24 protein-coding genes are annotated in these 25,135 nt (G+C 58.7%); 15 read left to right on the plus strand and 9 right to left on the minus strand.

The genetic code is table 11. The features are described 5' to 3' along the window. Positions 1-17 precede the first annotated feature (17 nt). On the minus strand, positions 18-1,619 hold the full coding sequence (locus MK208_RS06235; protein ID WP_294114971.1) for a bifunctional diguanylate cyclase/phosphodiesterase: 1,602 nt from the start codon (positions 1,617-1,619) through the stop codon (positions 18-20). Between the two features lie 381 nt (positions 1,620-2,000). Here MK208_RS06235 and MK208_RS06240 point away from each other — a divergent pair, with 381 nt between their 5' ends. The 9 genes from MK208_RS06240 to grxD all read left to right on the plus strand — a co-directional run bounded on the left by MK208_RS06240 (position 2,001) and on the right by grxD (position 11,376). Next, complete coding sequence (locus tag MK208_RS06240) at positions 2,001-2,906, plus strand: LysR family transcriptional regulator (protein WP_294114972.1); 906 nt, start codon at positions 2,001-2,003, stop codon at positions 2,904-2,906. Between the two features lie 288 nt (positions 2,907-3,194). Beyond that, on the plus strand, positions 3,195-5,477 hold the full coding sequence (locus MK208_RS06245) for a mechanosensitive ion channel family protein (protein ID WP_294114973.1): 2,283 nt from the start codon (positions 3,195-3,197) through the stop codon (positions 5,475-5,477). Positions 5,478-5,500: 23 nt separating this feature from the next. Further along, positions 5,501-6,637, plus strand: a complete 1,137-nt coding sequence (locus MK208_RS06250; protein WP_294114974.1) for a BamA/TamA family outer membrane protein — start codon at positions 5,501-5,503, stop codon at positions 6,635-6,637. Positions 6,638-6,907: 270 nt separating this feature from the next. Further along, complete coding sequence (purL, locus tag MK208_RS06255) at positions 6,908-9,067, plus strand: phosphoribosylformylglycinamidine synthase subunit PurL (protein ID WP_294114975.1); 2,160 nt, start codon at positions 6,908-6,910, stop codon at positions 9,065-9,067. A 3-nt stretch (positions 9,068-9,070) separates the two neighbouring features. After that, on the plus strand, positions 9,071-9,556 hold the full coding sequence (locus tag MK208_RS06260; protein WP_294114977.1) for a hypothetical protein: 486 nt from the start codon (positions 9,071-9,073) through the stop codon (positions 9,554-9,556). A gap of 15 nt (positions 9,557-9,571) precedes the next feature. Then, the gene (locus MK208_RS06265; protein WP_294114979.1) at positions 9,572-10,093 is read left to right on the plus strand and encodes a hypothetical protein; all 522 of its coding nucleotides are present in this window, start codon (positions 9,572-9,574) and stop codon (positions 10,091-10,093) included. A 66-nt stretch (positions 10,094-10,159) separates the two neighbouring features. Beyond that, positions 10,160-10,396, plus strand: coding sequence for a BolA/IbaG family iron-sulfur metabolism protein (locus MK208_RS06270; RefSeq protein ID WP_294114980.1), 237 nt, complete (start codon positions 10,160-10,162; stop codon positions 10,394-10,396). Positions 10,397-10,663: 267 nt separating this feature from the next. Beyond that, positions 10,664-10,912: a hypothetical protein gene (locus MK208_RS06275; RefSeq protein WP_294114981.1), complete on the plus strand. Its 249-nt coding sequence runs from the start codon at positions 10,664-10,666 to the stop codon at positions 10,910-10,912. 101 nt (positions 10,913-11,013) lie between these two features. Beyond that, complete coding sequence (gene grxD / locus MK208_RS06280; protein WP_294114982.1) at positions 11,014-11,376, plus strand: Grx4 family monothiol glutaredoxin; 363 nt, start codon at positions 11,014-11,016, stop codon at positions 11,374-11,376. A 48-nt stretch (positions 11,377-11,424) separates the two neighbouring features. Here the strand turns inward: grxD and MK208_RS06285 are convergent, their stop codons facing one another. From MK208_RS06285 to MK208_RS06295, 3 genes are read right to left on the minus strand one after another with little or no spacing between them, the layout of a single operon-like run. Next, positions 11,425-12,021 carry a YiiX/YebB-like N1pC/P60 family cysteine hydrolase gene (locus MK208_RS06285; RefSeq protein ID WP_294114983.1) on the minus strand — a complete coding sequence of 199 codons (597 nt, stop codon included), beginning with the start codon at positions 12,019-12,021 and terminating at the stop codon, positions 11,425-11,427. Then, entirely contained in the window at positions 12,018-12,413 is a 396-nt protein-coding gene (locus MK208_RS06290; RefSeq protein WP_294114985.1) for a cell division protein ZapA, read from the minus strand. Before MK208_RS06290 ends, MK208_RS06285 begins: the two co-directional genes overlap by 4 nt. Further along, a complete protein-coding gene (locus MK208_RS06295; RefSeq protein WP_294114987.1) occupies positions 12,413-13,264 on the minus strand; it encodes a hypothetical protein in 852 nt (283 codons plus the stop codon). The genes MK208_RS06290 and MK208_RS06295 overlap by 1 nt, the downstream gene beginning before the upstream one ends. 255 nt (positions 13,265-13,519) lie before the next feature. On the opposite strand from MK208_RS06295, the gene tkt reads away from it, so the two are divergent. The 3 genes from tkt to MK208_RS06310 all read left to right on the plus strand — a co-directional run bounded on the left by tkt (position 13,520) and on the right by MK208_RS06310 (position 17,247). After that, entirely contained in the window at positions 13,520-15,541 is a 2,022-nt protein-coding gene (gene tkt, locus MK208_RS06300; RefSeq protein ID WP_294114993.1) for a transketolase, read from the plus strand. A 471-nt stretch (positions 15,542-16,012) separates the two neighbouring features. Next, positions 16,013-16,759, plus strand: coding sequence for a lysophospholipid acyltransferase family protein (locus MK208_RS06305; protein WP_294114996.1), 747 nt, complete (start codon positions 16,013-16,015; stop codon positions 16,757-16,759). A gap of 80 nt (positions 16,760-16,839) precedes the next feature. Beyond that, positions 16,840-17,247, plus strand: a complete 408-nt coding sequence (locus tag MK208_RS06310; RefSeq protein WP_294114998.1) for a hypothetical protein — start codon at positions 16,840-16,842, stop codon at positions 17,245-17,247. Here MK208_RS06310 and MK208_RS06315 read toward each other — a convergent pair. From MK208_RS06315 to MK208_RS06335, 5 genes are all read right to left on the minus strand, one after another. After that, on the minus strand, positions 17,217-17,663 hold the full coding sequence (locus tag MK208_RS06315; protein ID WP_294114999.1) for a hypothetical protein: 447 nt from the start codon (positions 17,661-17,663) through the stop codon (positions 17,217-17,219). The two genes, MK208_RS06310 and MK208_RS06315, sit on opposite strands and share 31 nt — an antisense overlap. Further along, a complete protein-coding gene (locus MK208_RS06320) occupies positions 17,664-18,638 on the minus strand; it encodes a DUF808 domain-containing protein (protein WP_294115000.1) in 975 nt (324 codons plus the stop codon). A 225-nt stretch (positions 18,639-18,863) separates the two neighbouring features. Next, positions 18,864-19,361 (minus strand): pantetheine-phosphate adenylyltransferase, encoded by a 498-nt coding sequence (gene coaD, locus MK208_RS06325; RefSeq protein ID WP_294115001.1) that lies wholly within the window; start codon positions 19,359-19,361, stop codon positions 18,864-18,866. Positions 19,362-19,480: 119 nt separating this feature from the next. Further along, positions 19,481-19,915: a CBS domain-containing protein gene (locus MK208_RS06330; RefSeq protein WP_294115002.1), complete on the minus strand. Its 435-nt coding sequence runs from the start codon at positions 19,913-19,915 to the stop codon at positions 19,481-19,483. A gap of 69 nt (positions 19,916-19,984) precedes the next feature. Continuing rightward, a complete protein-coding gene (locus MK208_RS06335) occupies positions 19,985-20,881 on the minus strand; it encodes a LysR family transcriptional regulator (protein ID WP_294115241.1) in 897 nt (298 codons plus the stop codon). 101 nt (positions 20,882-20,982) lie between these two features. Here MK208_RS06335 and MK208_RS06340 point away from each other — a divergent pair, with 101 nt between their 5' ends. The 3 genes from MK208_RS06340 to MK208_RS06350 all read left to right on the plus strand — a co-directional run bounded on the left by MK208_RS06340 (position 20,983) and on the right by MK208_RS06350 (position 25,042). Continuing rightward, positions 20,983-22,482 (plus strand): CoA-acylating methylmalonate-semialdehyde dehydrogenase, encoded by a 1,500-nt coding sequence (locus MK208_RS06340; protein ID WP_294115003.1) that lies wholly within the window; start codon positions 20,983-20,985, stop codon positions 22,480-22,482. Positions 22,483-22,571: 89 nt separating this feature from the next. Next, entirely contained in the window at positions 22,572-22,985 is a 414-nt protein-coding gene (locus MK208_RS06345) for a hypothetical protein (protein ID WP_294115004.1), read from the plus strand. A 182-nt stretch (positions 22,986-23,167) separates the two neighbouring features. Further along, positions 23,168-25,042 (plus strand): diguanylate cyclase, encoded by a 1,875-nt coding sequence (locus MK208_RS06350; protein ID WP_294115005.1) that lies wholly within the window; start codon positions 23,168-23,170, stop codon positions 25,040-25,042. Positions 25,043-25,135 lie beyond the last annotated feature (93 nt).

The raw sequence follows: 25,135 nt of genomic DNA on the forward strand, positions 1-25,135 counted from the left end.
TTGAGAGGATGGTTCCGTTACGTCCCGACGACCTTAGCCAAAGACACCGGCACCGTTGGCAAATCCTGCCACGCGCCGTCCAGAAGCTCACCAACCTGATCGCCCGGAACCGCTTTCTCAAACAAGAACCCTTGCCCGCGCTGGCACTGCAAATAACTGACATACGCCAAGTCTTCGACCGTCTCGATGCCTTCGGCTGTGACCTCCAGATGAAGCCCCTGCGCCAGGGACACAATGCCGGATACAATCTTCTGACACTCCGCGCGTTTGGCAATATTGGTCACAAAACTGCGGTCAATCTTCAGCCGGTCAAACGGCAGGTTCTGCAACGCGGTCAGGCTCGAATAACCGGTGCCAAAATCATCCAGAGCAATCGCCACACCAAGCGCCTTAAGCTCTTCCAGCTTCGCCCGCGCTTCACCAAAATCATCAATCACCGAACTTTCGGTCACTTCCACAATCAACCGCTCAGGTGGGAAGCCGGTGCCTTCCAAAACCATCCGGATTGACGGCACCAGATTGGGGTCTTTGAACTGCACACCGGACACATTGAACGACAGGGTCAAAGGCCGCGCCCAGTCTTTGGCCTGCACACAGGCCTGCCGCAACACGCTCAAGCCCAATGTGCCAATCTGCCCGCTGTCTTCGGCAATCTCGATAAACACACCCGGCGGAATGGACCCGCGTTCCGGATGAAACCACCGCGCAAGAATCTCCACACCGCTCACATGATTTGCGTCGATCTCCACGATGGGCTGGAACCAGGGGGCCACTTGGTCGTGCGCAATCGCATCCCGCAAGTCCGCCGCAATGGTCTCTCGATCCATCGCCTGCCGGTCCTGATCCGCGTCATACCAAGAAAACCGCCCGCGCCCTTCCGCCTTGGCCACGCCCATGGCCTTATCTGCCCGGCGCATCACTTCGGTTATGTCATCGCCATAGCGCAGCGCCACAAGCCCAACGGACGCGCCGATAAATACGGCTTTTTCCCCAAAGAAAAACGGCTGTGCAATTTCATGCACCAACCTTTGCGCGGCCCGCTCTGCCTGTACTGCATTGGCAGTCTCATCCAGTAAAACTGCAAACTCATCGCCGCCCAGACGCGCCACGGTGCCACTAGCCTGCGCTTCCAACTTCAGCCGCTCCGCCACCTCCTGCAGCGTCGCATCACCAATCTCATGGCCGTGCAAGCTGTTGACCGGATTAAATTTGTCCAAATCCATCAGTGCGATATAGCGCGGCGCATCTGACGGGCTCAGCGCCTGCGCCACTCCCCGCGCAATCTCCTTAAACGCCCGCCGGTTCAGCACGCCGGTCATCGGATCATGCCGCGCCTTGGCGGATGCCGCCTGGCGCATCGCCTCTTTCTCGCGCGCCATCCGGCGCAAGTGCCGCGCCTGATAGATCACCGAGAACAACAGCGCGACAGTCAACAACAGCACCAGCACTGCAAGCTCATCCAGCTCCCAGTCTTCATGAGCCCGGCTAAAGTCATAAAACGCTTCAAACAGGTCCAACTCGCCAAGGATCGGGAACAAGGCAATCGCCGTCAGAAAAATTCCACCATGCACTAGATGATGCCAGCGGAGTTTTGCCTTGAGCCGAGATAGTACCTGCATTTAGTGCCTCGCCTATTGCTTAAAACACTGTTTTCAAACGCTTCCTAACCAAAGGTTAACAACCCAGTAACCACACTTTAGTTTTTGCAGCGAAATAAAGGGGGCATTTGATCAAACATCACCTAGCGCCCGCAAACAATGCCGAAGCTTCGTGATCAAACCCAAGTACCACCTATGCCAAATTCTTTGGCATTTCGCCCAATGGACAGCCCCACCCCTCAATTCGAATAGGCCTCTCCGCAAAGTGATGTTTTTTCGTGAAAACTTCACTTTCCCTTCCCAGTCTATAGGCGTATCAGCGCAGTTCCAAGCCTCCCCACGGTCAGTTTTTCTTTGACTGAGAACTAACCGCATGACACAAAACAAAAAAATGGAGCTACCATGGATTGGGACAAACTCAGGATTTTTCACGCCGTTGCTGATGCTGGCAGTCTGACCCACGCCGGCGACGTTTTGCACCTGTCTCAATCCGCTGTCTCACGCCAAATCCGTGCACTCGAAGAAAGCCTGAACACCACCCTCTTCCATCGTCACGCCCGCGGCCTGATCCTGACTGAGCAAGGCGAGCTCCTGTTTGACGCCACCACGGCGATGAACAAACGTCTGGACGCCGCATCTGCCCGCATCCGCGACAGCGAAGAAGAAGTGTTCGGCGAGCTGCGTGTCACCACCACCATCGGCTTTGGCACGCTCTGGCTGGCCCCGCGCCTGGCAAAACTCTACGAGCAATACCCAGACCTCAACATCGATCTGATGCTTGAGGAAAAGGTGCTCGACTTGCCGATGCGCGAGGCCGACGTGGCCATCCGCATGAAAGAGCCGAGCCAGGCCGACCTTATTCGCAAACGTCTGATGAGCGTGCGGATGCGTCTCTATGCATCCCAAAGCTATCTGGAAACCCACGGCGAACCCCAGACCCTCAAGGATCTCATCCAGCACCGTCTGATCTGCCAAAACGTGACCTCAGAACAGGTTGGCGCAGGCGCGAGTTTTGTCACCAGCCTCTTGGCCAATGACATCACCAAGATGCTTTACGTGAATAACTACTTTGGCGTCCTTCAAGCGGTCAGCCATGACCTCGGCATCGGCGTGTTGCCGGACTATCTGATGCAGGATTTCCCGGATCTGGTGCGCGTCGGCACTGAAATTGAATCCGCCGAAGTCCCTGTGTATCTGGCCTTTCCGGAAGAATTGCGCCAATCCAAGCGCATTGCGGCCTTCCGCGACTTTGTGCAGGAAGAGATCATTTTGCACCGCAAGCAATTGCGGGAAAAAGACATTTCCTGAGCTATGCAATGCGCGCATAGCGGGCATGCTGCGGGTGCGACAGAATATCTCTTGAAGGTTCACAAACTGACTACTAATTCATCTCTCGAAGGCGTTGACTGCTTATACGCTCAGCGCTTTCACCTCCCTGTTGGACTAAGGCCGAGCTTATTGCTCGGCCCTTTTTTTTTGCCATTTCAGAACCTGAAATCAGTACTCTTGCCTTCCAGAGTAAGGCGAACATACCTTGACCTACTCACGTAAAAGTCATCTCTTATAGTCAATCATTTTTTGACCGTAGAGTACCTTATGAGACATATCGTTTCGAGCATTCTTCTGGCGCTGTCATTATGCGTCGTTGCAATGACCACCGCGCAGGCCCAGGGCCTGCCCACCACCACAACCTCCAGCTCCAGCGCCCCCGAGGCGGTTGAGATCAACCCCGAAGAAATGACCACAGAGGCGATCAACGCCATGGTCGCGCGCATGTCGGACGACGAAGTCCGCGCCGTGCTGCTGGACCGGCTGGATGCCGTGGCTGCGGCGCAGTCCGAAGAAGCCGCCCCCAAAAGCCTCGTGGAACGCGCCACTAATCTGTGGCATGCCTTTTCCCAGCCGCTTCTCGGAGCGGTCCGCAAACTGCCCGCGCTGGTGCCGGCACAAATCACCGCCTTCCAGAACTTTGCTGAAACCTACGGTGGCTTTGGCGGCGTGCTCACCCTCTTTGGTCTGACAGCCCTGTTGCTGGCAGTAGGCCTCGGCGTGGAATACGCCGTCCGCACCTGGCTGATCAAAGTGCGCAACCCGGAGCCCGCCGAGTCCGGCGCCACCCTGCGCGAGTCCGTGACTTTCCTGTTCAAGCGCTTCCTGCGTGAGATTTTTGGTCTGGTGATCTTTTACATCACCATCCGCACACTTGGCCGCACCTTCTTGGACGCGCAAGCAGTCACCTTTGTCGCGCCATTCATCGGCTATATGATCTGGATGCCGCGCATCGCTGCCGCCTTCTCCCGTTTCCTGATGGCCCCTAACCGTCCTGACCTGCGCCTGGTGAATGTGAACGACCATTGGGCCAGCTTCATCCACCGCCACATCATCGGCATCGTCATTCTGGGCGGCGCCACCATCTTTGTGGTCGACTTCAACGTGGTGAACGGCGTGGCTGCGGGTGAAACCCGCATCGGCTTCTGGATCGACAGCATGGTCTACGTCTACATCGCCTATGTTGCCTGGACCGCCCGCGAAGGTCTCAGCGAGATGATGCGCGGCGACGATCCTGATCGCACTGAGTTTGATGAGTCAGTGGCCCGCATCTACCCCTATTTCGCCATGGGCGTTGCCGGTGCCACCTGGGTGCTGGTCTCCACGCTGATTGGCCTGGGCAAAGTGCAACTGCTGCTGGGTGGTGCACACTACACCACCATGTTCTGGCTGCTGATCGCCCCGGTGATCGACACCGGCATTCGCGGCCTTGTCCGCCACGTGGTTCCGCCAATGCAGGGCGAAGGCCAAGTGGCGCATGACGCTTACATCGCCACCAAGCGCAGCTACGTGCGCATCGGCCGTGTGATCGCGGTTGGCGCCGTGCTCGTCATCATCACCCGCACCTGGAATGTCTCTTTGCTCAGCCTTCTTCAGGAAGGTGCAGGCATCGGCGACAACCTCTTCAGCTTCGCCATGACCGCGATTGTCGGCTATGTCGTCTATGAAGGCGTGAGCCTCTACATCAACCGCCGTCTGGCGGCAGAAATGACCGCGCTGGGCATGTCGCAGGAAGATGCCGACAACGAAATGGGCGGCGGCGGCGGCTCTCGCCTCTCCACCGTATTGCCTCTCGCGCTGGTTACAGCACAGGGCGCGATCATCGTGGTCTTCACCCTCTTGGCCATCGGCAACCTCGGCGTCGACATCACGCCGCTCTTGGCTGGTGCCGGGATCGCTGGTCTGGCGATTGGTTTTGGCGCGCAGAAACTGGTGACCGATGTGGTCTCCGGCGTGTTCTTCCTGGTGGATGACGCCTTCCGCGTTGGCGAATATGTCGAGATCGAAGGCACCATGGGCGCGGTTGAGAAAATCTCGATCCGCTCGATGCAGCTGCGCCACCACCGCGGCCCGGTACACACCATCCCCTATGGCGAAATCCCCAAGCTCACAAACTATTCCCGTGACTGGGTGATCATGAAGCTCAAATTCACCGTGCCGTTTGACACCAATCCAAACCAGGTGAAAAAGATCTTCAAAAAGATCGGTCAGGAGATGCTGCAAGAGGAGCTCTACAAAGACGACTTCCTGCAGCCTTTCAAATCGCAAGGTGTGTTTGACTTTGACGATGTGGGTATGATCATCCGCGGTAAATTCATGGCCAAACCCGGCAAGCAGTTTATGATCCGCAAAGAGATCTACAACCGCGTGAAAGCCGAGTTCAACGCCGCAGGCATCGACTTCGCCCGCCGCGAAGTGCGCGTGGCCTTGCCGGATGGTGCCAAGGACCTGCCGGAGGCAGAGAAAACCGCGCTCACAGCTGCCGCAGCAGCAGCCGCTCAGCAGCAAGAAGAGCAAGCCGCCGCCGCGCCCGCCAAGGGACCGGATTGATCCGGCCCCATAAAGGACAGACTATGACGGCACATCTTGCCTCCACATTCAAAGCAGCCGCCCGGATCGTTCCGGGCGCTGCACTTTTGGCACTCATCTCTCTCACACCAGCGCACGCAGATCCGCTGAGCAACGACATGCTCAACGAAAGCCTGAATGACGCCCGCGAGCAGGAAACCCCGCTGGGCTTTGGCAATGGCTCCGTGGTGGTCGCGCCGGTGCCATTCAAAAACGTGCTCATCGGCGCTGGGCTGGTATTGGGCGGCGGCTACCTTTTCAACATCGACGAAGGCAGCGACACCTCCATCATCAGCCTCGGAGCCATGAAATCAGACAATGGCACCAACGCCTACGGGCTCGGCGGAAAGTTTGTCTGGGATGAAAACCGCTGGCAGGTCAGCGCCAGCCTGGGCCAGGCCGAAGGCTTCTACGACCTCTACATCGGCGGCCTACCAATTCCAGTGCGCCAAACCGGCGACATCGCAAACCTCAGCGTCCTGCGCGGCGTCACCTCCGAACTGCTGTTTGGCGCGGCCATGCGCTACCTCGACACCACGCTGGGCTATGACACCTCAGGCACCAACCTGCCGCCCCTGCCCGAAGGCCAGCTCGAAGTCGGCACCTTCAGCCTTCTGGCGAAATGGGACACCCGGGACGACGATTTCTCCGCCCGCAACGGCCATCTGCTGGACGGCGCGCTCACCTATGGGCAGGTGCTCAACGCCGGCGGCCGCGACTACAAAAAACTCGTGCTGACCTACAACCACTACCTGCCTATCGGCGACCGCAACAGCATCGCCACCCGCTTTGCCAGCTGCGCCACCAGCAAAGACACCCCGTTCTTTGACCAATGTTCCTTAGGCGGCACCGACGGCTTTCGCGGCTTCAGCCCCACCGAGTTTCTCAACGACGCGCTGCTGTCTGCGCAGGCCGAATACCGCCACCAGTTCAGCCATCGTTTCTCCGGCGTCGCTTTTGCAGGCTTGGGCAACACCGGCAGCGATTTTGCCTCCATTGGCGACACCGATATCCGCTACGCCGGCGGCCTAGGTGTACGCTTCCAACTCTCCAAGAAATTCAAAGCCGTCTTCTCTGTGGACATGTCCTACAACGACCGCAAGGAAGACCTGCTCTACATCTATGTGGGCCAACGCTTCTAACGTCTTGCCCTCACCACCCCGCCCGCTTCTTCTTGCTAAAAATATCCCGGGGGCTTGGGGGCTGGCCCCCAATAAATCATGCGTTTGGGGGCTGGCCCCCATTCGGGCCGGAGATTGGGGGCCAGCCACCCATCACCTTCCACCACCAACCTGCGCCTTTTTGTGCCATTTCCCACCTCCCATAAGATTAAGCCCGCCTTAAGCCTTCCCCTTTTGGCTCCCCTGCCCTAAAAGCCCCCCAAATGCTGTTTATTTGGGGACTCTCGCGACATGCAGGAACCGGCCATCACCACCGATCTCATCGAAGCTCATGGACTGAAGCCTGACGAATACAACCTGATCCTGGAGATCATTGGCCGCGAGCCAACCTTCACAGAGCTGGGTATTTTCTCCGCCATGTGGAACGAGCACTGCTCGTATAAATCCTCCAAAAAGTGGCTGCGCACCCTGCCAACCGACGGCCCACAGGTGATCTGCGGCCCGGGCGAAAACGCCGGTATCGTGGACATTGGTGACGGCGACGCGGTTGTTTTCAAAATGGAAAGCCACAACCACCCGTCCTACATCGAACCCTATCAAGGTGCCGCCACCGGTGTTGGCGGCATTTTGCGTGATGTCTTTACCATGGGCGCCCGTCCTGTTGCGGCGATGAACTCGCTCTCCTTTGGCGAGCCGGATCATCACAAAACCACGCAGCTGGTGAACGGCGTTGTCGAAGGGGTTGGCGGCTACGGCAACTGTTTTGGCGTGCCCACCGTGGGCGGTGAAGTCCGCTTCCACCCCGCTTATAACGGCAACTGCCTTGTGAACGCTTTCGCCGCAGGCCTCGCCAAAACCGACAGCATCTTCTACTCCGCAGCCTCCGGCATCGGCATGCCTGTCGTCTACCTCGGCGCCAAGACCGGCCGCGACGGTGTGGGCGGCGCCACCATGGCGTCGGCAGAATTTGACGACACCATCGAAGAGAAACGCCCCACCGTACAGGTTGGCGACCCCTTCACCGAAAAACGCCTAATGGAAGCCACGCTGGAGCTGATGCAGACCGGTGCCGTGATTTCGATCCAAGACATGGGCGCCGCAGGCCTGACCTGCTCCGCCGTGGAAATGGGCGACAAAGGCAAGCTGGGCGTGAAGCTCAACTTGGAGGACGTGCCCCAGCGCGAAGACAACATGACAGCTTATGAAATGATGCTGTCGGAGTCTCAGGAGCGTATGCTGATGGTTCTGAAACCAGAACTCGAAGCCGAGGCCCGCGCCGTGTTTGAAAAGTGGGACCTGGATTTCGCAATCGTCGGCGAAACCATTGCCGAAGACCGCTTCCTGATCCTGCACAACGGCGAAGTCAAAGCCGACTTGCCGCTGTCCCCGCTGTCCGGCCGCGCGCCAGAATACGACCGCCCATGGGTGGAAACCCCGGCGGCGGAAGCCCTCGCAGACGTGCCACAGATTGACGCGATCGACGGCCTCAAAGGCCTGATCTCCTCGCCAAACTACGCCGGCAAACAGTGGGTCTATGAGCAATATGACACCACCGTGATGGGCGACACCGCCCAGCGTCCCGGCATGGGCTCCGGCGTGATCCGCGTGCATGGCACCGACAAAAAGCTGGCCTTCACCTCGGACGTGACCCCACGCTACGTGAAAGCCAACCCGGTTGAGGGTGGCAAACAGGCCGTGGCCGAAGCCTTCCGCAACCTGTCTGCCGTGGGCGCCAAACCATTGGCCACAACCGACAACCTGAACTTCGGCAACCCGGAAAAACCAGAGATTATGGGCCAGTTTGTGGGCGCGATCAAAGGCATCGGTGAAGCGGTTGCTGCGCTCGATATGCCAATCGTGTCCGGCAACGTGTCGCTCTACAACGAAACCGACGGCTCCGCCATTCTGCCAACCCCAACCATCGGCGCCGTGGGTCTGATTGCCGCCGGCGAAGAGCCTATCTTGGGTGAGGCGCGCGACGGCCACGTGGCGCTGCTGATTGGCGAAACCAACGGCCACCTCGGCCAATCCGCCTTGCTGGCAGAGGTCTTCAACCGCGAAGACGGAGACGCGCCGCATGTGGATCTCGAGGCGGAGCGCAAAAACGGCGAGTTCATCCGCAACAACCGGGACTGGATCAAAGCCTGCACCGACCTCGCAGACGGCGGTCTGGCCCTGGCAGCCTTTGAAATGGCCGAAGCTGCGGGCGTCGGCGTTCAGATCGACATCGAGGACACTCCAACTCTGTTTGGCGAAGATCAGGCACGCTACTTGGTGGCCTGCAACTTCGATCAAGCTGAGGCACTGATGATCAACGCACAAAAAGCTGGCGTTTCAATCACGTCCGTCGGAAAGTTCACCGGCGACAGCGTGAAGTTCGGCAGCTCCGAGGCTTCTTTGGAAGAGCTCTCCGCCACTTTCCGCAGCAGCTTTGCCGCCGCTGTTGCCTAATCCATGAAATCCAACGCGCCGATCTTCTACATCCTGTCGCAGATCGGCGTGTTTTGCATCGTCTACACGCTGCTTCTGGCGTCGCATCGAACGTCTTTTGCCATTGATTTCTGTGCATTAGAATACGCCAACAAAACTGCTATGAACTTGGTGAAGGTCGCGATCTTTGTGGCCCTTATCCACGCGCCCGGTGTGATCATCGCCCACAGGTTTGCAGAAATAACATGGAAAGTGGCGGCTCTCCCGTTTATCTGCGCCCTCGGATTTATTTTCGCGCACTACGCCAATGACATTCTTTTGGGCCTGAGCGGGAACTTCCATTGCGAAACCGACTTAGACAAATCTGACATGCGCTCAATTTTTCGAACTAATTGGACGCATGTCATCTTGTCCTGGACCGCGCTTGGCGTGGCCTACGGCTGGGGCCTGAGCTCCTTGTTTGTGCTCTACAAAACCTCCAAAGTGCCGTCAGAGCTTTACGAAGACTGACGCAGGCCTGTTGCCATGACCCCGCCCGTCACCTTGCCCAGCCTGACCGATGACTGCAGCCAATGCGCTGCGCTCTGCTGTGTCGCCTATCCCTTTGATGCCGACGAAGACTTCGCCCTGCTCAAACGCGCAGACACGCCTTGCTCCAATCTCTCCGACGGCTGCCTCAACTGCGCGATCCACGACGATCTTCTGCCCAAAGGCTTTGGCGGCTGCGTCGCCTACCAATGTGCCGGGGCTGGTCAGCGTGTGACGCAAGACCTGTTTGACGGCGAGACCTGGCGCGACGATCCCGATCTTCTGGAGCACATGACCTACGCCCTGCGTGTCCTGCGCCCCATCCACGAAGCCCTGCTGCTCCTGCAAGAGGCCAGCCACCTGCCCATCCCCGACAGCGCCAAGCGCCAGGGCCGCTTCCTGATGGCTGCCCTCTGCCCCGAGGACGCCAAGTCGGTGCATGATTTTGAAGACCCGGAGGTACAAGACGCCCTTGCCGACGTGCCCGCCTATCTGCAATCGCTTGCGACCTTCCTCTAAATCGCCTTGCAGAGCCGCAAGCAGCAACTTACATTTTTGAGCAACGACACAAAGGAATAGCTCACAATGCCAATGACCGCTCACGAAATCGAGGAACTCCTGCGCGAGACCTTCCCGGACGCCGACATTCAGGTGGGCGGCACCGACGGCGTGCATATGTCCGCGATGGTGATTGACGAAAGCTTCCGCGGCAAAAACCGCGTGCAACAACAGCGCGCCGTCTACGCCGCTCTCAAAGGCAAAATGGACGGTCCGTCTGGCGAATTACACGCGCTGGCCCTCACCACAAAGGCGCCGGAGTAAGCCGATGCCTCAGGGGTGGTTGATCTTGGTGGGATTGGCAGCGCTTGGCACAGAGATTTTTTGGACAGACCTCCAATTGAAACGCCGCCGCGGGCGCCGTCCCCTCTCCCAAAGCAAACCGTCCCGGGCAAACAGCAAGCTTACCCCAAGGAAAGAGTTGGGAATGGAAGCGCTTGATCTGGAGCTTGTTGACTCCGTGAACAAGGAAAACGAACGGATTGACAAGGCCAACGCTATTGAAACCCAAGGTTCAAGGTGACTGCTGACATGTCCGAACTTCTGTCCTACGGCCTGATCCCAATTCTTGCCATTGCAGCGGCAGCCCTTCTGGCGCTTGTGGCTTGGGTCAATCGCGACCGCACCCCATTTGCCGAAGAAGGCTCACAAGATCCCGACAATCACACCCTGCGCTCCGATTACCAATCCGGCATGGGGGGCGGTTCCGTAACAACCTGGAAAGTGCCTAAAGACCCGGACGCCTACGCGCGCCTCTTTGTGCCAAAAGACAAAGACTAACCACCTGCGGGGGACGCGCAAAGGCCCCGCATTTGGCAAACCCCTCACGCTTCTTTATATGGAAGCCACCAACACCGGCAGCCTGCCAAAAGGAACCTAAGATGACCGACGTCAAAGACCGCATCGACGAAATTGTAAAAGCCAACGATATGGTGCTCTTCATGAAAGGCACCAAGGACATGCCGCAATGTGGCTTTTCCTCCCGCGTCGCAGGCGTGCTGAACTACATGGCGGTGGACTATGCCGACGTAAACGTGCTCGCAGACGAAGAAATCCGTCAGGGCATCAAGGACTATTCCGACTGGCCCACCATCCCACAGCTCTACGTCAAAGGCGAGTTTGTCGGCGGCTGTGACATCATCACCGAAATGACCCTGTCTGGCGAGCTCGACACCATGTTGGACGACAACGGTCTGTCATATGACAAAGACGCCGCAGACAAAATCCGCGAAGCCAACGCCTAAGCTTCGCGCGACAAGGCATTGAAAAGCCCCGTCAATTTGGCGGGGCTTTTATCTTTGATATCCAGGCACAGCGGGTTCAACGCGGTAGACGTGCAACCTGTGGTCCAAACTCAAACCACCCGGATGCGACCCCGGCGCGCCCTCTGGCACAGGCACACCATAATGAGCGTAACGCCGCGACCAATCGTCTAAGATGTTCCCCGTGTCGTCACGGCGAAAGCTCATCGGTGTTTCGCGAAAAAAAGGTCCACCGTTGGCATGCGCAAACATGTCAACAATCAACTCGCTACAATACAACTGGCGCTCACTCGGCAGAAAAAGCTTATCGTAAGACACCCCAAGCTGCGACATCCCATATCGCACAGCCGCCGGCAACCAATGCCTGTATTCGGGCAATAGGCGCGCATAGGCCAACCTCGGCAGGCCCTCTGTGTTCTTAGATCGCTCCACGTAGTTGGCATAAGGACCAGCTTTTACCTCTGGATCGATTGCTTCAAGCACCAAAAGCGCGCCGTCCTGTTCCACCGCAATACCGACATGATCAAAGCGTGCGCCGCGATAGCCCGCTTCAACCGCAGAAATCGCATTTTCGTCGCGGCCCAAAACCGAAAAGATGAAATCTCCATGGGCAACGACGGAACTCACCCCGCCGCCTTTTCTTCCACCAGATCCGCCAGGCTTTCCGCCCGTGCCGCCATTTCCGCCAGCGTCTGCGTCACTTCCTCTGGAATGGTCGGCACTTCCACCTTCTCAGGCTCGGCCTTGGGCGCCTCATGCAGCGCTTGGATCTCTTTGTCGCGCGCCGCAATCTTGGCTTCCGCATCGCGCAGCTGATCTTCCAGCCCCGCCGTTTTGTCTGCCAACATCAGGCCAGACATCAACAACATCCGCGCCTCAGGAATACGCCCGGCTTGTCCAACCAGCACCCGCGCCTGTTCATCCAGCATTTGTGCCGCTGCACGCAGGAAATGCTGTTCGCCTTCCTGACAGGCCACTTCAAAAACGCGACCGCCAATTTCAATCTGTACTTCCGGCATCAGGCGTCTCCCGTTTCTTTCGTCTCTTCAGGGCTTTCCGCAAGCGGCTCGACCGCCGCATCTGCGGCCACCTCTGCCCCGGCCGCCTCAGGGGCCGCCGCTTCAGTCGCGGGCGCCTCTTCCGCGCCCTCAGGGGCCGCCGCCACCATGCCATGCACCAACGGGCGCAGCTCGGCCAAAATCACCGCCGTCTCCGCACTCTCGGCTTCGCGCAGTGCATTCACGGTGTCCAGATCAGCCTTCAGCGCGTCATTCACAGCGGATGGATCCACCATGCCGTCTTTCTCGACCTGCTCGCGCAGCACTTGGTTGGCAGAGCGTTCCCGCCGCGCCATCTGGCGCAACCGCCGCAACCGTTTGCCCAACTCGCCCAGCATCACGCGATTTTCTTCCACCGCCGCGGCCAACGCACTGTCTTCTGCCGCCGCTGGCGCCTCTGCAGGTGCCTCCGCCTCGATGTCCGGGGCTGCCGTTGCCGCAGCCTCTGCCGCATCTGCCGCCGCCGCAGCTGCGGTCTCTGCCGCCTCTGCGCGCGCTTCCGCCGTGGTCAACGCTGCCGTGGCTTCCTCAGCCTTGCTTTCGGAAGCCTTCAAGGCCTCTTCCGCGTCCGATTTGGCCGACTGCGCCGCACCCAGCTCTTCCTCAAGCTCGGTCTGCCGCGCGGTCAAGGCCCGCACACGTTCTTCCATCTGCGCCGTGACCAGCGCTTCGTTCTCCAATGCCCGACGCAATGCCTGTACGTCTTCACCCTCTTCGGGCTCAGCAACCACGGCCTGCATACCGTCAACGCCCCGCGCAATCCGCTCCAGCGCTGCGGTCAGCCTGCCTTCCAGTTCGCTGATGTCGCTCATATGCCTCGTCCTTTCCGGTCCGGTTCTTAGTGACCCGCGTTCTACATGCGCGTCCGTTCCTCTTAACGAATCAAAGAACGACGCTCAATGGCCTGATATTAGCGGCTGAAATTGCAAAATGCGCCCCCCTATGGCGGGAAAGCCCTGTGTCCAAACAAGCGCAAATCCACCACTCACAGGCGTGCCAGCTTGCTATTGCGCCTGAAACTGCTACTAACCCCGCAACTGAACCCCTTAATCCGAAGGAGCGCATCCGTGGATATCGCCGCACTGCGTGAAAAGAACCCAGAACATTGGATGAAAGCCGCCGCCATCCGCGCCCTGACGTTGGACGCGGTTGCCGCTGCAAACTCCGGTCACTCCGGCATGCCCATGGGCATGGCTGACGTGGCCACCGTGCTGTTTGAAAAGCACATGAAGTTTGACGTGGCGGCCCCAAGCTGGCCGGACCGTGACCGCTTTATCTTGTCCGCGGGCCACGGCTCCATGCTGATCTACTCCCTGCTCTACCTGATGGGCGACAAGCAGGTCACCCACGAGCAGGTGAAGAACTTCCGTCAGATGGGCGCGCTCACTGCGGGCCATCCGGAAAACTTCCTGATCGACGCAGTTGAGACCACCACCGGCCCGCTGGGTCAGGGCATCGCCAACGCCGTCGGCTTCGCCATGGCCGAAGAAATCCAACGCGCCCAATACGGGCGCAAACTGGTCGACCACTACACCTATGTGATCGCCGGTGACGGCTGCCTGATGGAGGGTATCTCCCAAGAGGCCATCGGCCTTGCCGGTCGCCACTCTCTCGGCCACCTGATCGTGCTCTGGGACAACAACAACATCACCATCGATGGCACCGTGGAGCTGTCTGACCGCACCGATCAGGTCAAACGCTTCAAAGCCTCCGGCTGGCACGTGCTGGAAATCGACGGCCACGATCCAGAAGCGATCGACGCTGCGATTGAAGCCGCCAAGAAGACCAAAAAGCCGTCGATGATCGCGTGTAAAACGCACATCGCCATTGGTCACGCCGCCCAGGACACCTCCAAAGGCCATGGCGCTCTGACCGACGCGGATCAGATGAAAGCTGCCAAAGAAGGCTACGGCTGGACCTCTGCGCCGTTCGAAGTCCCTGCTGACGTCAAAGCGCAGTGGGAAGCCATCGGTTCCCGCGGTGCCGCGGATCGCGAAGCTTGGGAAGGCCGCTTCTCTGAGGCTTCCAAGCAGAAGCAGGATCGCTTCAACCGCGCCTATGCTCTGGACGCCCCAAACAAGCTTTCCGCGACCATCAAGGCGCTTAAAAAGCAGGCCTCCGAAGAGCAGCCCTCCGTGGCAACCCGGAAGTCTTCCGAAATGGCGCTGGCCGCAATCAACCCGATCATGCCTGAAACCGTGGGCGGCTCTGCTGACCTGACCGGTTCCAACAACACCAAGACCGGCGATCTGGGCGTATTTGACACCGACAACCGTAAAGGCCGCTACATCTACTGGGGCATCCGTGAGCACGGCATGGCCGCTGCGATGAACGGTATGGCGCTGCACGGTGGTATCCGCCCTTACGGCGGCACCTTCTTCTGCTTCACCGACTACGCGCGCCCGTCCATGCGTCTGGCCGCCCTGTCCAAGATCCCAACCGTGTTTGTCATGACCCATGACTCCATCGGTGTGGGCGAAGACGGCCCAACCCACCAGCCGGTTGAGCACTTGGCAATCTGCCGCGCGACACCAAACACCTATGTGTTCCGTCCTGCCGACACCGTGGAAACTGCTGAGGCCTGGGAAATTGCCCTGACCAGCAAAGAGACCCCATCGGTGCTGGCCCTGACCCGTCAAAACCTGCCCACCGTGCGGACCGAGCACAAGCTCAAGAACCTCACCGCCCAGGGCGCCTATGTTCTGGCCGAAGCCGAAGGCAAACGTCAGGCCATCCTGATCGCCACCGGCTCCGAAGTTTCCACCGCGATGGAAGCCAAAAAACTGCTGGAAGCCGAAGGCATCGGCACCCGCGTGGTCTCCATGCCTTGTATGGAACTCTTCGCCGCGCAGGACGAAGCCTACCGCCGCAAAGTGCTTCCAACCGGCGCCGCCGTACGTGTCGGTGTCGAAGCAGCCGTGCGCAACGGTGGCTGGGACCAGTGGCTGCTGGGTGAACGCGCCCGCGCGGGCAAATCCGACTTTGTCGGCATGGACAGTTTCGGCGCTTCCGCCCCGGCGGGTGAGCTGTTCGAAAAGTTCGGCATCACCGCGGCCAATGTGGCTCAAAAGGTCAAAGACTTGCTGTAAGTTCGGCATATATCCCACTGAAAAGGCGCCTTATTCTGAGGCGCCTTTTTTATTTTGACGCGCAGACGCGCGTTTGTTTTGCCTCCGGCGGGGAGTGCGCTGCGTCTCGGACGGAGCCCAGTGGGCTCCTTCAGCAGCAAACGGGCGGAGCCCTGAGGCAAGAAGAAGTAACCTTTCATTAACCATAAAGTCGCACGCTTTTGATGCGGTACAGGCTGGGAAGCCGATGACCGCACAAGGAGAAGCCTCATCGGGGTTCCTTCCGGGGGTGGCCCCGCGCTGCCCGCAGCTTCTTCTTCTTGCCAAAAGTATCCCGGGGGTCTGGGGGCTGGCCCCCAGCTCGGACAGTCAGTGCGTTTGGCTGCGAGACCTGTCCGGACATCCTGCCGCCAAACCTACCCCAATTCCCCCTATCTTTACCTGTCGTAACTCTCTATCAGCCACCCGACACCCCGCCACACAGGACCACTCATGCTCGCCACATTCCTAAAGCGCTGCCTTCTGGTCCTCACCGGCCCGTTTATCTTCCTGTTTGTGGCCTTCATCCCCACCGTCTGCGGCAAACGCCCGGGCTTTCGCGGCTGGTTCTGGCGCACTGTTTCGCGCTGCTGTTCCCGGCTGCTGTGGTTCCTCGACGTGAAAGTCGACATCTCTGACGCCGCCGCCGAGGCCCTGCGCACCGACACCAACTCCATCATCGCCGTAAACCACCGCAGCCACCTGGACGGCTTCTCAATGCTGCATGTAATCCCGGATGAAAAATGGGTCACCTTCGGCGCCAAGAAAGAGCTCTGCGAAGCCGCCCTGCTCAAACGCGGCTTTGAAGGCGCAGGTCTCTTGAAAATCGACCGTCAAAAGGGGCGCGACGCGCTCTCCTCCCTCACAGACGCCATCGCCGAGATGCCAGAACGCCGCTCGCCCATCCTGTTTGTCGAAGGCACGCGGTCCACCAAGCCCGGCCTTGCCCCGTTCAAAGCCGGCGCCGTGCTGATCGCCCAGAAAACCGGTCGCGCCGTGCGTCCCTTTGTGATCAGCCACTCCGACAAGCTCCTGCCACGGGGCAAGTTTTTCCCGTTCAAAGGCAGCATCCACATCGATGTGCTCGACCAGATGACATTCACGGCGGACGAGAACACCGACGCCGCCGTCGCCCGCCTGCGCAGCACCATGGCCGCGGCTTATGACGCGCAGACCGGCGAAGCCACCAAACCTGCCTAACATCTACGCCCTCATATGTGGTCTGGGTCAGAGGCATAGAAACGCTCGCTTTAGTGGTTAAATGGCCGTACAATTTTTGCATGAAGTCCGAGTTTGAGCATTTTCTCACAGATATTTCCAACGCCTTCATCGAGTGCAACTTCGATCAGTGGCGCAACCGATTACTCCTGCCATTTTCATTGGTCACCAAGCTCAAGCCGATTGTATTGACGAATGACGCGGCCGTGGCAAAGAACTTCGAGCAATACCTGGTCGCGGCCAAAATGATGAACTTGGATCTCATTGATCGCGTCCTAATCTCTCTGGAGGAATGCCCGGACGGCACATGGCTTGGGACCTTCCGCACGAGAATGCTTTGCGGAGCGCATCTGGCGACCGCGCCATACACGTCAACAGCGCTATTGCACGACATTGATGGACGGTTCCGCATGTCCTCCATGCTCAACGCCAGAGGGCATCAAGACTGGACGGGGGTTGAGGAGGCGTAGGTCTGAAGAGTAGCCAAAGCCTCACCGATCACATCCACCCGCAAATCAAACACAGCGCGCGGATCGACGATGTCATCCACTTCCGCGCCAATGATTTGGAGAACGTCTTTCAACTCACTGCCCGTTAGCCGGACATAATCCGGGTTTTCCCGGGATAGAATGTTGAACAATCTGCCCGCAGCACTGGAGGTTCGCGCTCTTGCGCGCTCCGCAATTCTCAACCGCACATCCAAAAAGGCCGCAAGCTCTTCCTGAGCACGCGGGGCCAGCGTCATGCGTGTCTCAAATTCGGACAGTGTGGAGGCAGCGTTGATGAAACGCATGTGACGCTCCGGGTAAATGGACCGTGTGCCGATCCATCTCTTGTACCAGGGACGCACCTCCCGGATCATCGACTCCGCGTCATCAACGGGCATTTAATGCGCAGCCTTCTTGCCACTCACTGCGCCCCAGATCGGCGCGATCACTTTAGTCGCCACCGGGATCAACGCCGCGCCCAGCACCAGACCAAACACACCGTCTAGCGCCGCTTTGGTGGTCCATTCGACAAAGCCCTCATAGGCCGCTGGCACCATATGGCCCGCCGCATAGGCAATGTCGTGGATGTGGTGGCCAAGCCAGCCAAAACCAAGCTCTTCCATACCGTGGATCACAATCGATCCCCCCACCCAAAGCATCGCCGCCGTACCAACAATGGTCAGCAGCTTCATGAAATAGGGCATGCCGCGCACCAGCCAACGGCCCAGGGTGCGGGTCAGCGAAAGGCGGCCTTCGGCATACATCGCCAGGCCCACGTCATCCATTTTCACAATCAGCGCCACAGAGCCGTACACAGCTACGGTGATGCCAATACCGGCCACCGCCAACGTTGCCGCTTCCATCCAGAAATTGCTCTGCGGAATGCCGGACAGGATGATGGTCATGATCTCTGCCGACAGGATAAAGTCGGTCTTGATCGCGCCCGCCGCCTTTTTCTCTTCCAGATGCGCGGGGTCGTCGACCTCCTCTTGCTCGCCGCCATTATGCTCATCATGCGGAAGGAAGGCATGCAGCACCTTCTCAGCCCCTTCAAAGCACAGATACGCGCCGCCAATCATCAACAGTGGCGAAATCAACCAGGGTGCAAAGTTGGCCAACAACAAAGCCACCGGCAACAGAATGAGCAGCTTGTTCTTGATCGAACCTTTGGCGATTTTCCAGATGATTGGAAGCTCACGCTTGGCTTCAAACCCGTGCAGGTATTTTGGCGTCACCGCGGCGTCGTCAATCACCGCACCCGCCGCCTTGGCGCTTGCCTTGGCCGCGCCCGCCGCCACATCGTCAATCGAGGCCGCCGCCACTTTGGCAATCGACGCCACATCATCCAACAACGCCAGCAAACCACCTGCCATCTTACGCACTCCCTTTGCCCCTTTGGCGGGGCTGTCTGTCCTGTTGGCTCTTCATGCACCACCCTGACAGATTTGCAAAGAGCTGTTGCGCCACAAGACGTTGCAGCGTGCGGTGCGGTCACACTTGTCCGCACCAAAACGCACCGTTCAAAAACAGCCGCGAGACCGACAGGATACCGACGTGATTTTGGGGCTGAATTTTTGTGTTAACGCCGCTGCCGCGCGTCAGGCTTTGCCCAACCGCTGCATCAGCGCGTCGTTCACCGCGGGCGTCACAAACTGGGACACGTCCCCATCCAGCCGTGCGATCTCTTTCACGAGCTTGGAGGCAATCGCCTGATGTTTCAGGTCCGCCATCAAAAACACGGTTTCGATGCTGCTGTCCAACGCACGGTTCATGCCAACCATTTGATATTCATACTCAAAATCGGTCACAGCCCGCAGGCCCCGCACAATGATCTGCGCGCCCACTTCTTTGGCACAATCGATCAGCAGGTTCTCAAACGGATGCGCAACAATCTCTGTGCCGCTCTCTTGGGACAGCTTGGCGCATTCGCCCTCAATCATCGCCACCCGCTCTTCCAGATCAAACATCGGCCCCTTGTCGCGATTGATCGCCACACCAATGACCAGCCGATCGACCAAAACGGCCGCTCGGCGGATAATATCTATATGTCCCAATGTGATAGGGTCAAACGTGCCTGGGTAAAGTGCGGTGCGCATTTCTGCCTCCCCCGGTGGGTCTTGCGGTCCTGCGCGCACGCAACATTATTGCGCGGCCATTTGCAAGGGTTCTTTAAGGCATAGGTAGTTCTGCGGACAGAGAACGTCGCGGCACAGGCTTAATGCCCCATGATCATGCCTTGCAACGCGTCTTTCTCCATCGCCACTTCCGACAGCCGCGCTTTGACCGCATCGCCCAATGAAATAAGACCTACGAGCTTTTCGCCCTCCACCACCGGCATGTGGCGGAACCGGCCTTTGGTCATCTTTTCCAACACCGACACCGCATCATCGTTGCGACCACAGGTCACAAGCTCCGTGGTCATGTAGTCGTCAACTTTGTCAGACATGCAGCCCACGCCGCGATTGGCCAGTTCCCGCACAATATCGCGCTCTGACAGGATACCCGCTAAGGCCTCACCATCAGGTGACACGATGACAGTCCCAATCCCATTTTCGGCAAGGATTTTTGCCGCCTCCTCCACCAAGGTTCCCGGTTTCACAGTCAGGACTCCTTCCGAGCCTTTGGACTTGAGAATTTGGTGTACGAGCATGGCTACCTCCGCTTTTCAACAGTTCTTGCGCTCCCCTGAGGGTCAGCGTTGCCGCATCCTAAGCACTTGTCAAGTTTGACCTTCTAGGTGGGCCACCTCTTGCCGCATACCTTCACACAACGCCTCAGAGAACCGATTGAGCCGCTCCAGCCGCCGGTCGTCGGCATGCCGGATCAAATAGAAACTGCGGGTCAAACTCACCTCATTTTCCAGAACCTTGGTCACACCGCGGCCCCATGGAATGGCAAAGTCATGCACCACACCGATCCCGGCCCCGCTGCGCACCCAGTTGAACTGCACTGAGGCGGAATTGGACGCCAGCCGCACCCGGTCGATGCCAATTTCACTGAGGTAATCCAACTCTTTGTCAAAGATCATATCCGGGATATAGCCGGTCACCACATGATCCTTGAGGTCCTCGACTGAGGTGATCGCAGGCCGTTTGCGCAGATACCACTTTGCTGCGGCCAGATGCAGCTTGTAGTCGGTGATTTTTTGCACGGTCAGCCGCCCCGCCGTCGGCGCGCTCACCGCCACCACAAGGTCAGCTTCCCGCCGTGACAGGCTGACGACTCGCGGCAAGGCGACAATCTGAATTTCAAGATCCGGGTTGGCCTCGGCAATGCGGCCACACACGGCTGGCAGCAGATAATTGGCCACGCCATCCGGCGCACCAATCCTAATTTGCCCTGACAATCCAGCGCTTTGCCCCACCATCTCCTCAGTGGCTTCCTGTAGGCTTTGCTCGACCCGAAGTGCATGCCCCATCAATCGCTGCCCTGCGTCGGTGAGCGCATAACCCGTCGGAGACTTCACAAACAAGGGCGATTCAAAAGCCGTTTCCAGCCGCGCCACCCGTCGCCCCACCGTGGCCGGGTCCACTTGTAACCGCCGCCCAGCCGCCGACAGGCTTTCCTCTCGTGCAACTGCCAAAAACACTCGCAGATCATCCCAATGCGCCGCCATGCCATCCCCACTCATTTTTGCAAAGCCGTTTTGAACAGTTGCCTCTTTTCCGGTGATTTTTGCAAGCCTATTCTTTTGCTCAACTGTCATAGGAGGATGCCATGCAAGAGTTGACTCATTTCATCAACGGCGAACACGTCAAAGGCACGTCCGGCCGTTTTGCCGACGTGATGAACCCGGCCACCGGTGAGGTTCAGGCCAAAGTGCCCCTGGCCAGCAAAGAAGAGATGGACGCAGCCGTAGCCGCTGCACAGGCCGCACAGCCGGCTTGGGCCGCCGTAAACCCTCAGCGCCGCGCCCGTGTGCTGATGAAGTTTGTCGACCTGCTGCACCGCGACATGGACAAGCTGGCCGAGAAACTGTCGTCCGAACACGGCAAAACCTTCCCAGACGCCAAAGGCGACATCCAGCGTGGTCTGGAAGTGGCGGAATACTGCATCGCAGCGCCACAGATGTTGAAAGGTGAATACACCGACGCCGCCGGTCCTGGCATCGACATCTATTCCATGCGTCAGCCTCTGGGCGTGACCGCGGGCATCACTCCATTCAACTTCCCGGCCATGATTCCGATGTGGATGTTTGCCCCAGCAATCGCTTGCGGCAACGCCTTCATTCTCAAGCCGTCCGAGCGCGACCCATCCGTGCCGCTGATGCTGGCCGAACTGCTCGAAGAGGCTGGCCTGCCAAAAGGCATCATTCAGGTTGTGAACGGCGACAAAGAAGCCGTGGACGCGATCCTTTACGATCCAATCATCCAGTCCGTGGGCTTTGTGGGCTCCACCCCAATTGCCGAATACATCTACGGCACCGGCTGTGCCCAAGGTAAGCGCGTACAGTGCTTCGGTGGCGCGAAAAACCACATGATCATCATGCCAGACGCCGATCTGGACCAGGCAGCCGACGCGCTGGTTGGCGCGGGCTACGGCGCTGCTGGCGAACGCTGCATGGCGATCTCCGTTGCCGTACCGGTTGGCGAAGAAACCGCAGACCGTCTGCGCGACAAGCTGGTACCACGCATCGAAAAGCTCAAGATTGCGCCGTACACCGCTGGCGACGATGTAGACTACGGCCCGGTTGTGACCGCCGCCGCCAAGGAAAACATTCTGCGTCTGGTGCAGACCGGCGTCGATCAGGGTGCCGATCTGGTTGTGGACGGCCGCGACTTCAGCCTGCAGGGCTATGAGGACGGCTTCTTTGTTGGGCCACACCTGTTTGACCGCGTCACCAAAGACATGGACATCTACAAGACCGAAATCTTCGGCCCTGTGCTCTCCATGGTGCGCGCGCAGTCTTATGAAGAAGCGCTGGGTCTGGCGATGGATCACGAGTACGGCAACGGCACCGCGATCTACACCCGCGACGGTGACACCGCGCGTGACTTTGCCAACCGCGTGAACGTGGGCATGGTTGGCGTGAACGTGCCAATCCCAGTGCCACTGGCGTACCACACCTTCGGCGGCTGGAAGAAGTCTGCCTTTGGTGACCTGAACCAGCACGGCCCAGACGCGTTCAAATTCTACACACGCACCAAGACCGTGACCTCTCGCTGGCCATCGGGCATTAAAGAAGGCGGCGAGTTCCACTTCAAACAGATGGATTGATCCAGACCAAATTCTGTGATCATTTGCATACAAACGGGCGGTCTCGTACCGCCCGTTTTTTTTTGGCAAAGGGGTATGCAACCGTGTCCGTGTCGTTTCGGATCTTCTCTTCCATCGGACTGGTCTACGTCCGATACGACGGCCATGCCAATATGGCTGATACCTTGCAGGCCTTTGCCTCCTACGCCCAACATCCAGACTTTCGGCCAGGGCAAAAACAGTTTGTCGACCTCAGTGCTCTGACGGGTTGGGACGAGGACTACCTCGAACTGATGAAGGCACAGGCCAAAAAGGCTGAGGCCTTTACCGGCAACAATGCCGAAACGCTGATCATCTACTACGCAATATCCGATGTGGGCAAGAAACTGGCCCGCCTCGCGCTGCGCAGTTGGGAACCCTTCCCGTCGGTAGTGCCAATTGTTCAGGACAACGAGGCGGATGCGCTGGCCATTCTTGGCCTGCCACAATCCAGCCTCAATCAACTGCTCAGCGCCGCAGACTAGAACACAACGTCGCGTCAGCAGTTTCAACCAACCGGCAAAACTCCGCCTGTCGTTTAAAGTTTGATCCAATCCCCGCCTACTTTGGAAGCGCTCAAACCCGCGGCCTGTCCCCTAGGTTAAACCGACTTTAAAGCCTGTGCTTCACAAGTTTTCCAACACAAAACCAAATGAGACACAGGCCCATGCACCTCAAAATTGCACGTGCGTTTTTATGCGCCGCCACAGTTGTGACGGCGTGGGTTTTGCTGTCACTCACAGGTCCGGCTCCCGCTCTGGCGCACAGCGGCCCCGGACCAGAACGTGACCTGTCCTCCTTCGGATTTGACACCCGAGAAAAAGCCCGCCTGGATGGTGATTGGTGGTTTCATTTTGGCGCACGCCTCACACCACAAGAGGCGGTCGCGGCGGCCAACGCGGACGAATTTGGCCTTCTGCACGTGCCAGATGACTGGCAGAGCTCCGAAACCGTGTCCGAAACCAATCCCCACGCCCACGGCACCGGCACCTATGTGCTCAACGTCACGCTGCCCTACTCCAACGGCACGCCACTGGCGATCACCTTTCCAAGAGTGGCCGACGCGTACGAGGTGTTCTGGGTGCCTGCCAATGACCTGACCAAGGCCAACCGGATTGGCGGCAGCGGCGCAATGACAGGGCCAATCGAGGCCTCCCTGATCCACCAAACCTTTGCGCTGGACCAAATCGGCGAAGGCTACCTGGTGGTGCAGGTCCGCAAAGAGCTGCAAAGCTACGGCGGCATCCTGCGCACCCCGGTCATTGCAGACGCCGCCTTGTTGCAAAGCAACGCCCATCTAAACCACATCATCGAAGGCACCATTATTGGCATCACACTGCTGGTCGCCGCCCTCAATCTATTTCTGTTTGTGGTCTACCGCAAAGACACAGCCACCTTGCTGCTTGCGCTGGTGTCTTTCGCGTTTCTACTGCGCTCAGTCATCCTGGCTGGAACGCTGGAAATGGTGTTTGGTCCCGACGTCCGGCCGTTACGAATCCGAATAGAGTACGCTGACATTTTGCTGGCAGCCTGGGCCGGCTACACGCTGCAGCAAGCACTTGTCTGGCGCTGCCTATCCGATTTGGGTGGTCCGCTGGTGACGGGCGTTATCGCCATGCTGGGTGGCGCAGTTGTGCTCACCGCGCCCCTGCCTTTTGTCACCGAGCAGCTTTATGCCATCCAAATGTATTGCGTGGTGATCTTTGGTCTGATCCTCTGGACCAGCGCTCGTGCCATCATCAAGCGCATACCAGATGCTTGGTTCTACACGTTAGGATGGTTCGTTCCTCTCGCAGCAGGCGCAAACGACATCATCGTCGCCAACACCTACCAAGGCGTCTATCTCGCCAACCACGCCTTTGTTCTGTTCATCTGCGCCTACAGCTTGAAAGTTGGTCGCCGTGTCACCAGTGCCGTGAGCCGCGCCGAAGTCCTGGACTTGGAGCGCTCCAACCTGCAACAGCTGCACCAAAACGCGCTGGACACCGCCAGCCGAGACCACCTCACAGGTCTGCTGAACCGCCAAGCGTTTGACAACGAGCTCTCTCTGGCGTGGCGCGAAAAAGACTACTCCGATCAAGGCATCTCGCTGGTGATCTTTGACATCGACCACTTCAAGATCGTGAACGACACCTATGGCCACCCCGCGGGCGACGACGTGCTGCGCGCCGTCGCCGATCTGGTACAAGCCGCCAATCTGCGCCGCGCGGACCGTGTGTGCCGCTATGGCGGCGAAGAGTTTGTGATGATCCTGCCCGACACCACCTGCGACAATGCCAAAGTGGTGGCTGAACGCATGCGCAATCGCATCGCCGCACTGACCACCGAATGCACCGGCAACGTCAGCCTGCGCGTCACCGCCAGCTTTGGCATCGCCTGCGCCGACCCGAACTCCGACCTCGAACCGCGCGAACTGCTCCTGCGGGCCGACGAAGCCCTCTATCACGCCAAATCCACGGGCCGGAACCGCTCTGTCACCTATGTCCAAATGATCGAGGAAGGCGCAGAAACCCCTTCCGACGATCTCAAAGCGGCCGGCTAGACCACAACCGCCCCTGCAAAATTGCAAAATCACTCTGCAATATCGCGGCGTGATAGCGCTATTTTTGCGCCATTCGAGCTTTGCAATCTTTGT

Source organism: Shimia sp. (assembly GCF_022448905.1).
Lineage (GTDB): Bacteria > Pseudomonadota > Alphaproteobacteria > Rhodobacterales > Rhodobacteraceae > Shimia.

Bases quoted from the DNA above. Each gene is read 5' to 3' on its own strand.
- MK208_RS06235 (WP_294114971.1), bottom strand. From the start codon at position 1,619: ATGCAGGTACTATCTCGGCTCAAGGCAAAACTCCGCTGGCATCATCTA.
- MK208_RS06240 (WP_294114972.1), top strand. From the start codon at position 2,001: ATGGATTGGGACAAACTCAGGATTTTTCACGCCGTTGCTGATGCTGGC.
- MK208_RS06245 (WP_294114973.1), top strand. From the start codon at position 3,195: ATGAGACATATCGTTTCGAGCATTCTTCTGGCGCTGTCATTATGCGTC.
- MK208_RS06250 (WP_294114974.1), top strand. From the start codon at position 5,501: ATGACGGCACATCTTGCCTCCACATTCAAAGCAGCCGCCCGGATCGTT.
- purL (WP_294114975.1), top strand. From the start codon at position 6,908: ATGCAGGAACCGGCCATCACCACCGATCTCATCGAAGCTCATGGACTG.
- MK208_RS06260 (WP_294114977.1), top strand. From the start codon at position 9,071: ATGAAATCCAACGCGCCGATCTTCTACATCCTGTCGCAGATCGGCGTG.
- MK208_RS06265 (WP_294114979.1), top strand. From the start codon at position 9,572: ATGACCCCGCCCGTCACCTTGCCCAGCCTGACCGATGACTGCAGCCAA.
- MK208_RS06270 (WP_294114980.1), top strand. From the start codon at position 10,160: ATGCCAATGACCGCTCACGAAATCGAGGAACTCCTGCGCGAGACCTTC.
- MK208_RS06275 (WP_294114981.1), top strand. From the start codon at position 10,664: ATGTCCGAACTTCTGTCCTACGGCCTGATCCCAATTCTTGCCATTGCA.
- grxD (WP_294114982.1), top strand. From the start codon at position 11,014: ATGACCGACGTCAAAGACCGCATCGACGAAATTGTAAAAGCCAACGAT.
- MK208_RS06290 (WP_294114985.1), bottom strand. From the start codon at position 12,413: ATGCCGGAAGTACAGATTGAAATTGGCGGTCGCGTTTTTGAAGTGGCC.
- MK208_RS06295 (WP_294114987.1), bottom strand. From the start codon at position 13,264: ATGAGCGACATCAGCGAACTGGAAGGCAGGCTGACCGCAGCGCTGGAG.
- MK208_RS06305 (WP_294114996.1), top strand. From the start codon at position 16,013: ATGCTCGCCACATTCCTAAAGCGCTGCCTTCTGGTCCTCACCGGCCCG.
- MK208_RS06310 (WP_294114998.1), top strand. From the start codon at position 16,840: ATGAAGTCCGAGTTTGAGCATTTTCTCACAGATATTTCCAACGCCTTC.
- MK208_RS06315 (WP_294114999.1), bottom strand. From the start codon at position 17,663: ATGCCCGTTGATGACGCGGAGTCGATGATCCGGGAGGTGCGTCCCTGG.
- MK208_RS06320 (WP_294115000.1), bottom strand. From the start codon at position 18,638: ATGGCAGGTGGTTTGCTGGCGTTGTTGGATGATGTGGCGTCGATTGCC.
- coaD (WP_294115001.1), bottom strand. From the start codon at position 19,361: ATGCGCACCGCACTTTACCCAGGCACGTTTGACCCTATCACATTGGGA.
- MK208_RS06330 (WP_294115002.1), bottom strand. From the start codon at position 19,915: ATGCTCGTACACCAAATTCTCAAGTCCAAAGGCTCGGAAGGAGTCCTG.
- MK208_RS06335 (WP_294115241.1), bottom strand. From the start codon at position 20,881: ATGGCGGCGCATTGGGATGATCTGCGAGTGTTTTTGGCAGTTGCACGA.
- MK208_RS06340 (WP_294115003.1), top strand. From the start codon at position 20,983: ATGCAAGAGTTGACTCATTTCATCAACGGCGAACACGTCAAAGGCACG.
- MK208_RS06350 (WP_294115005.1), top strand. From the start codon at position 23,168: ATGCACCTCAAAATTGCACGTGCGTTTTTATGCGCCGCCACAGTTGTG.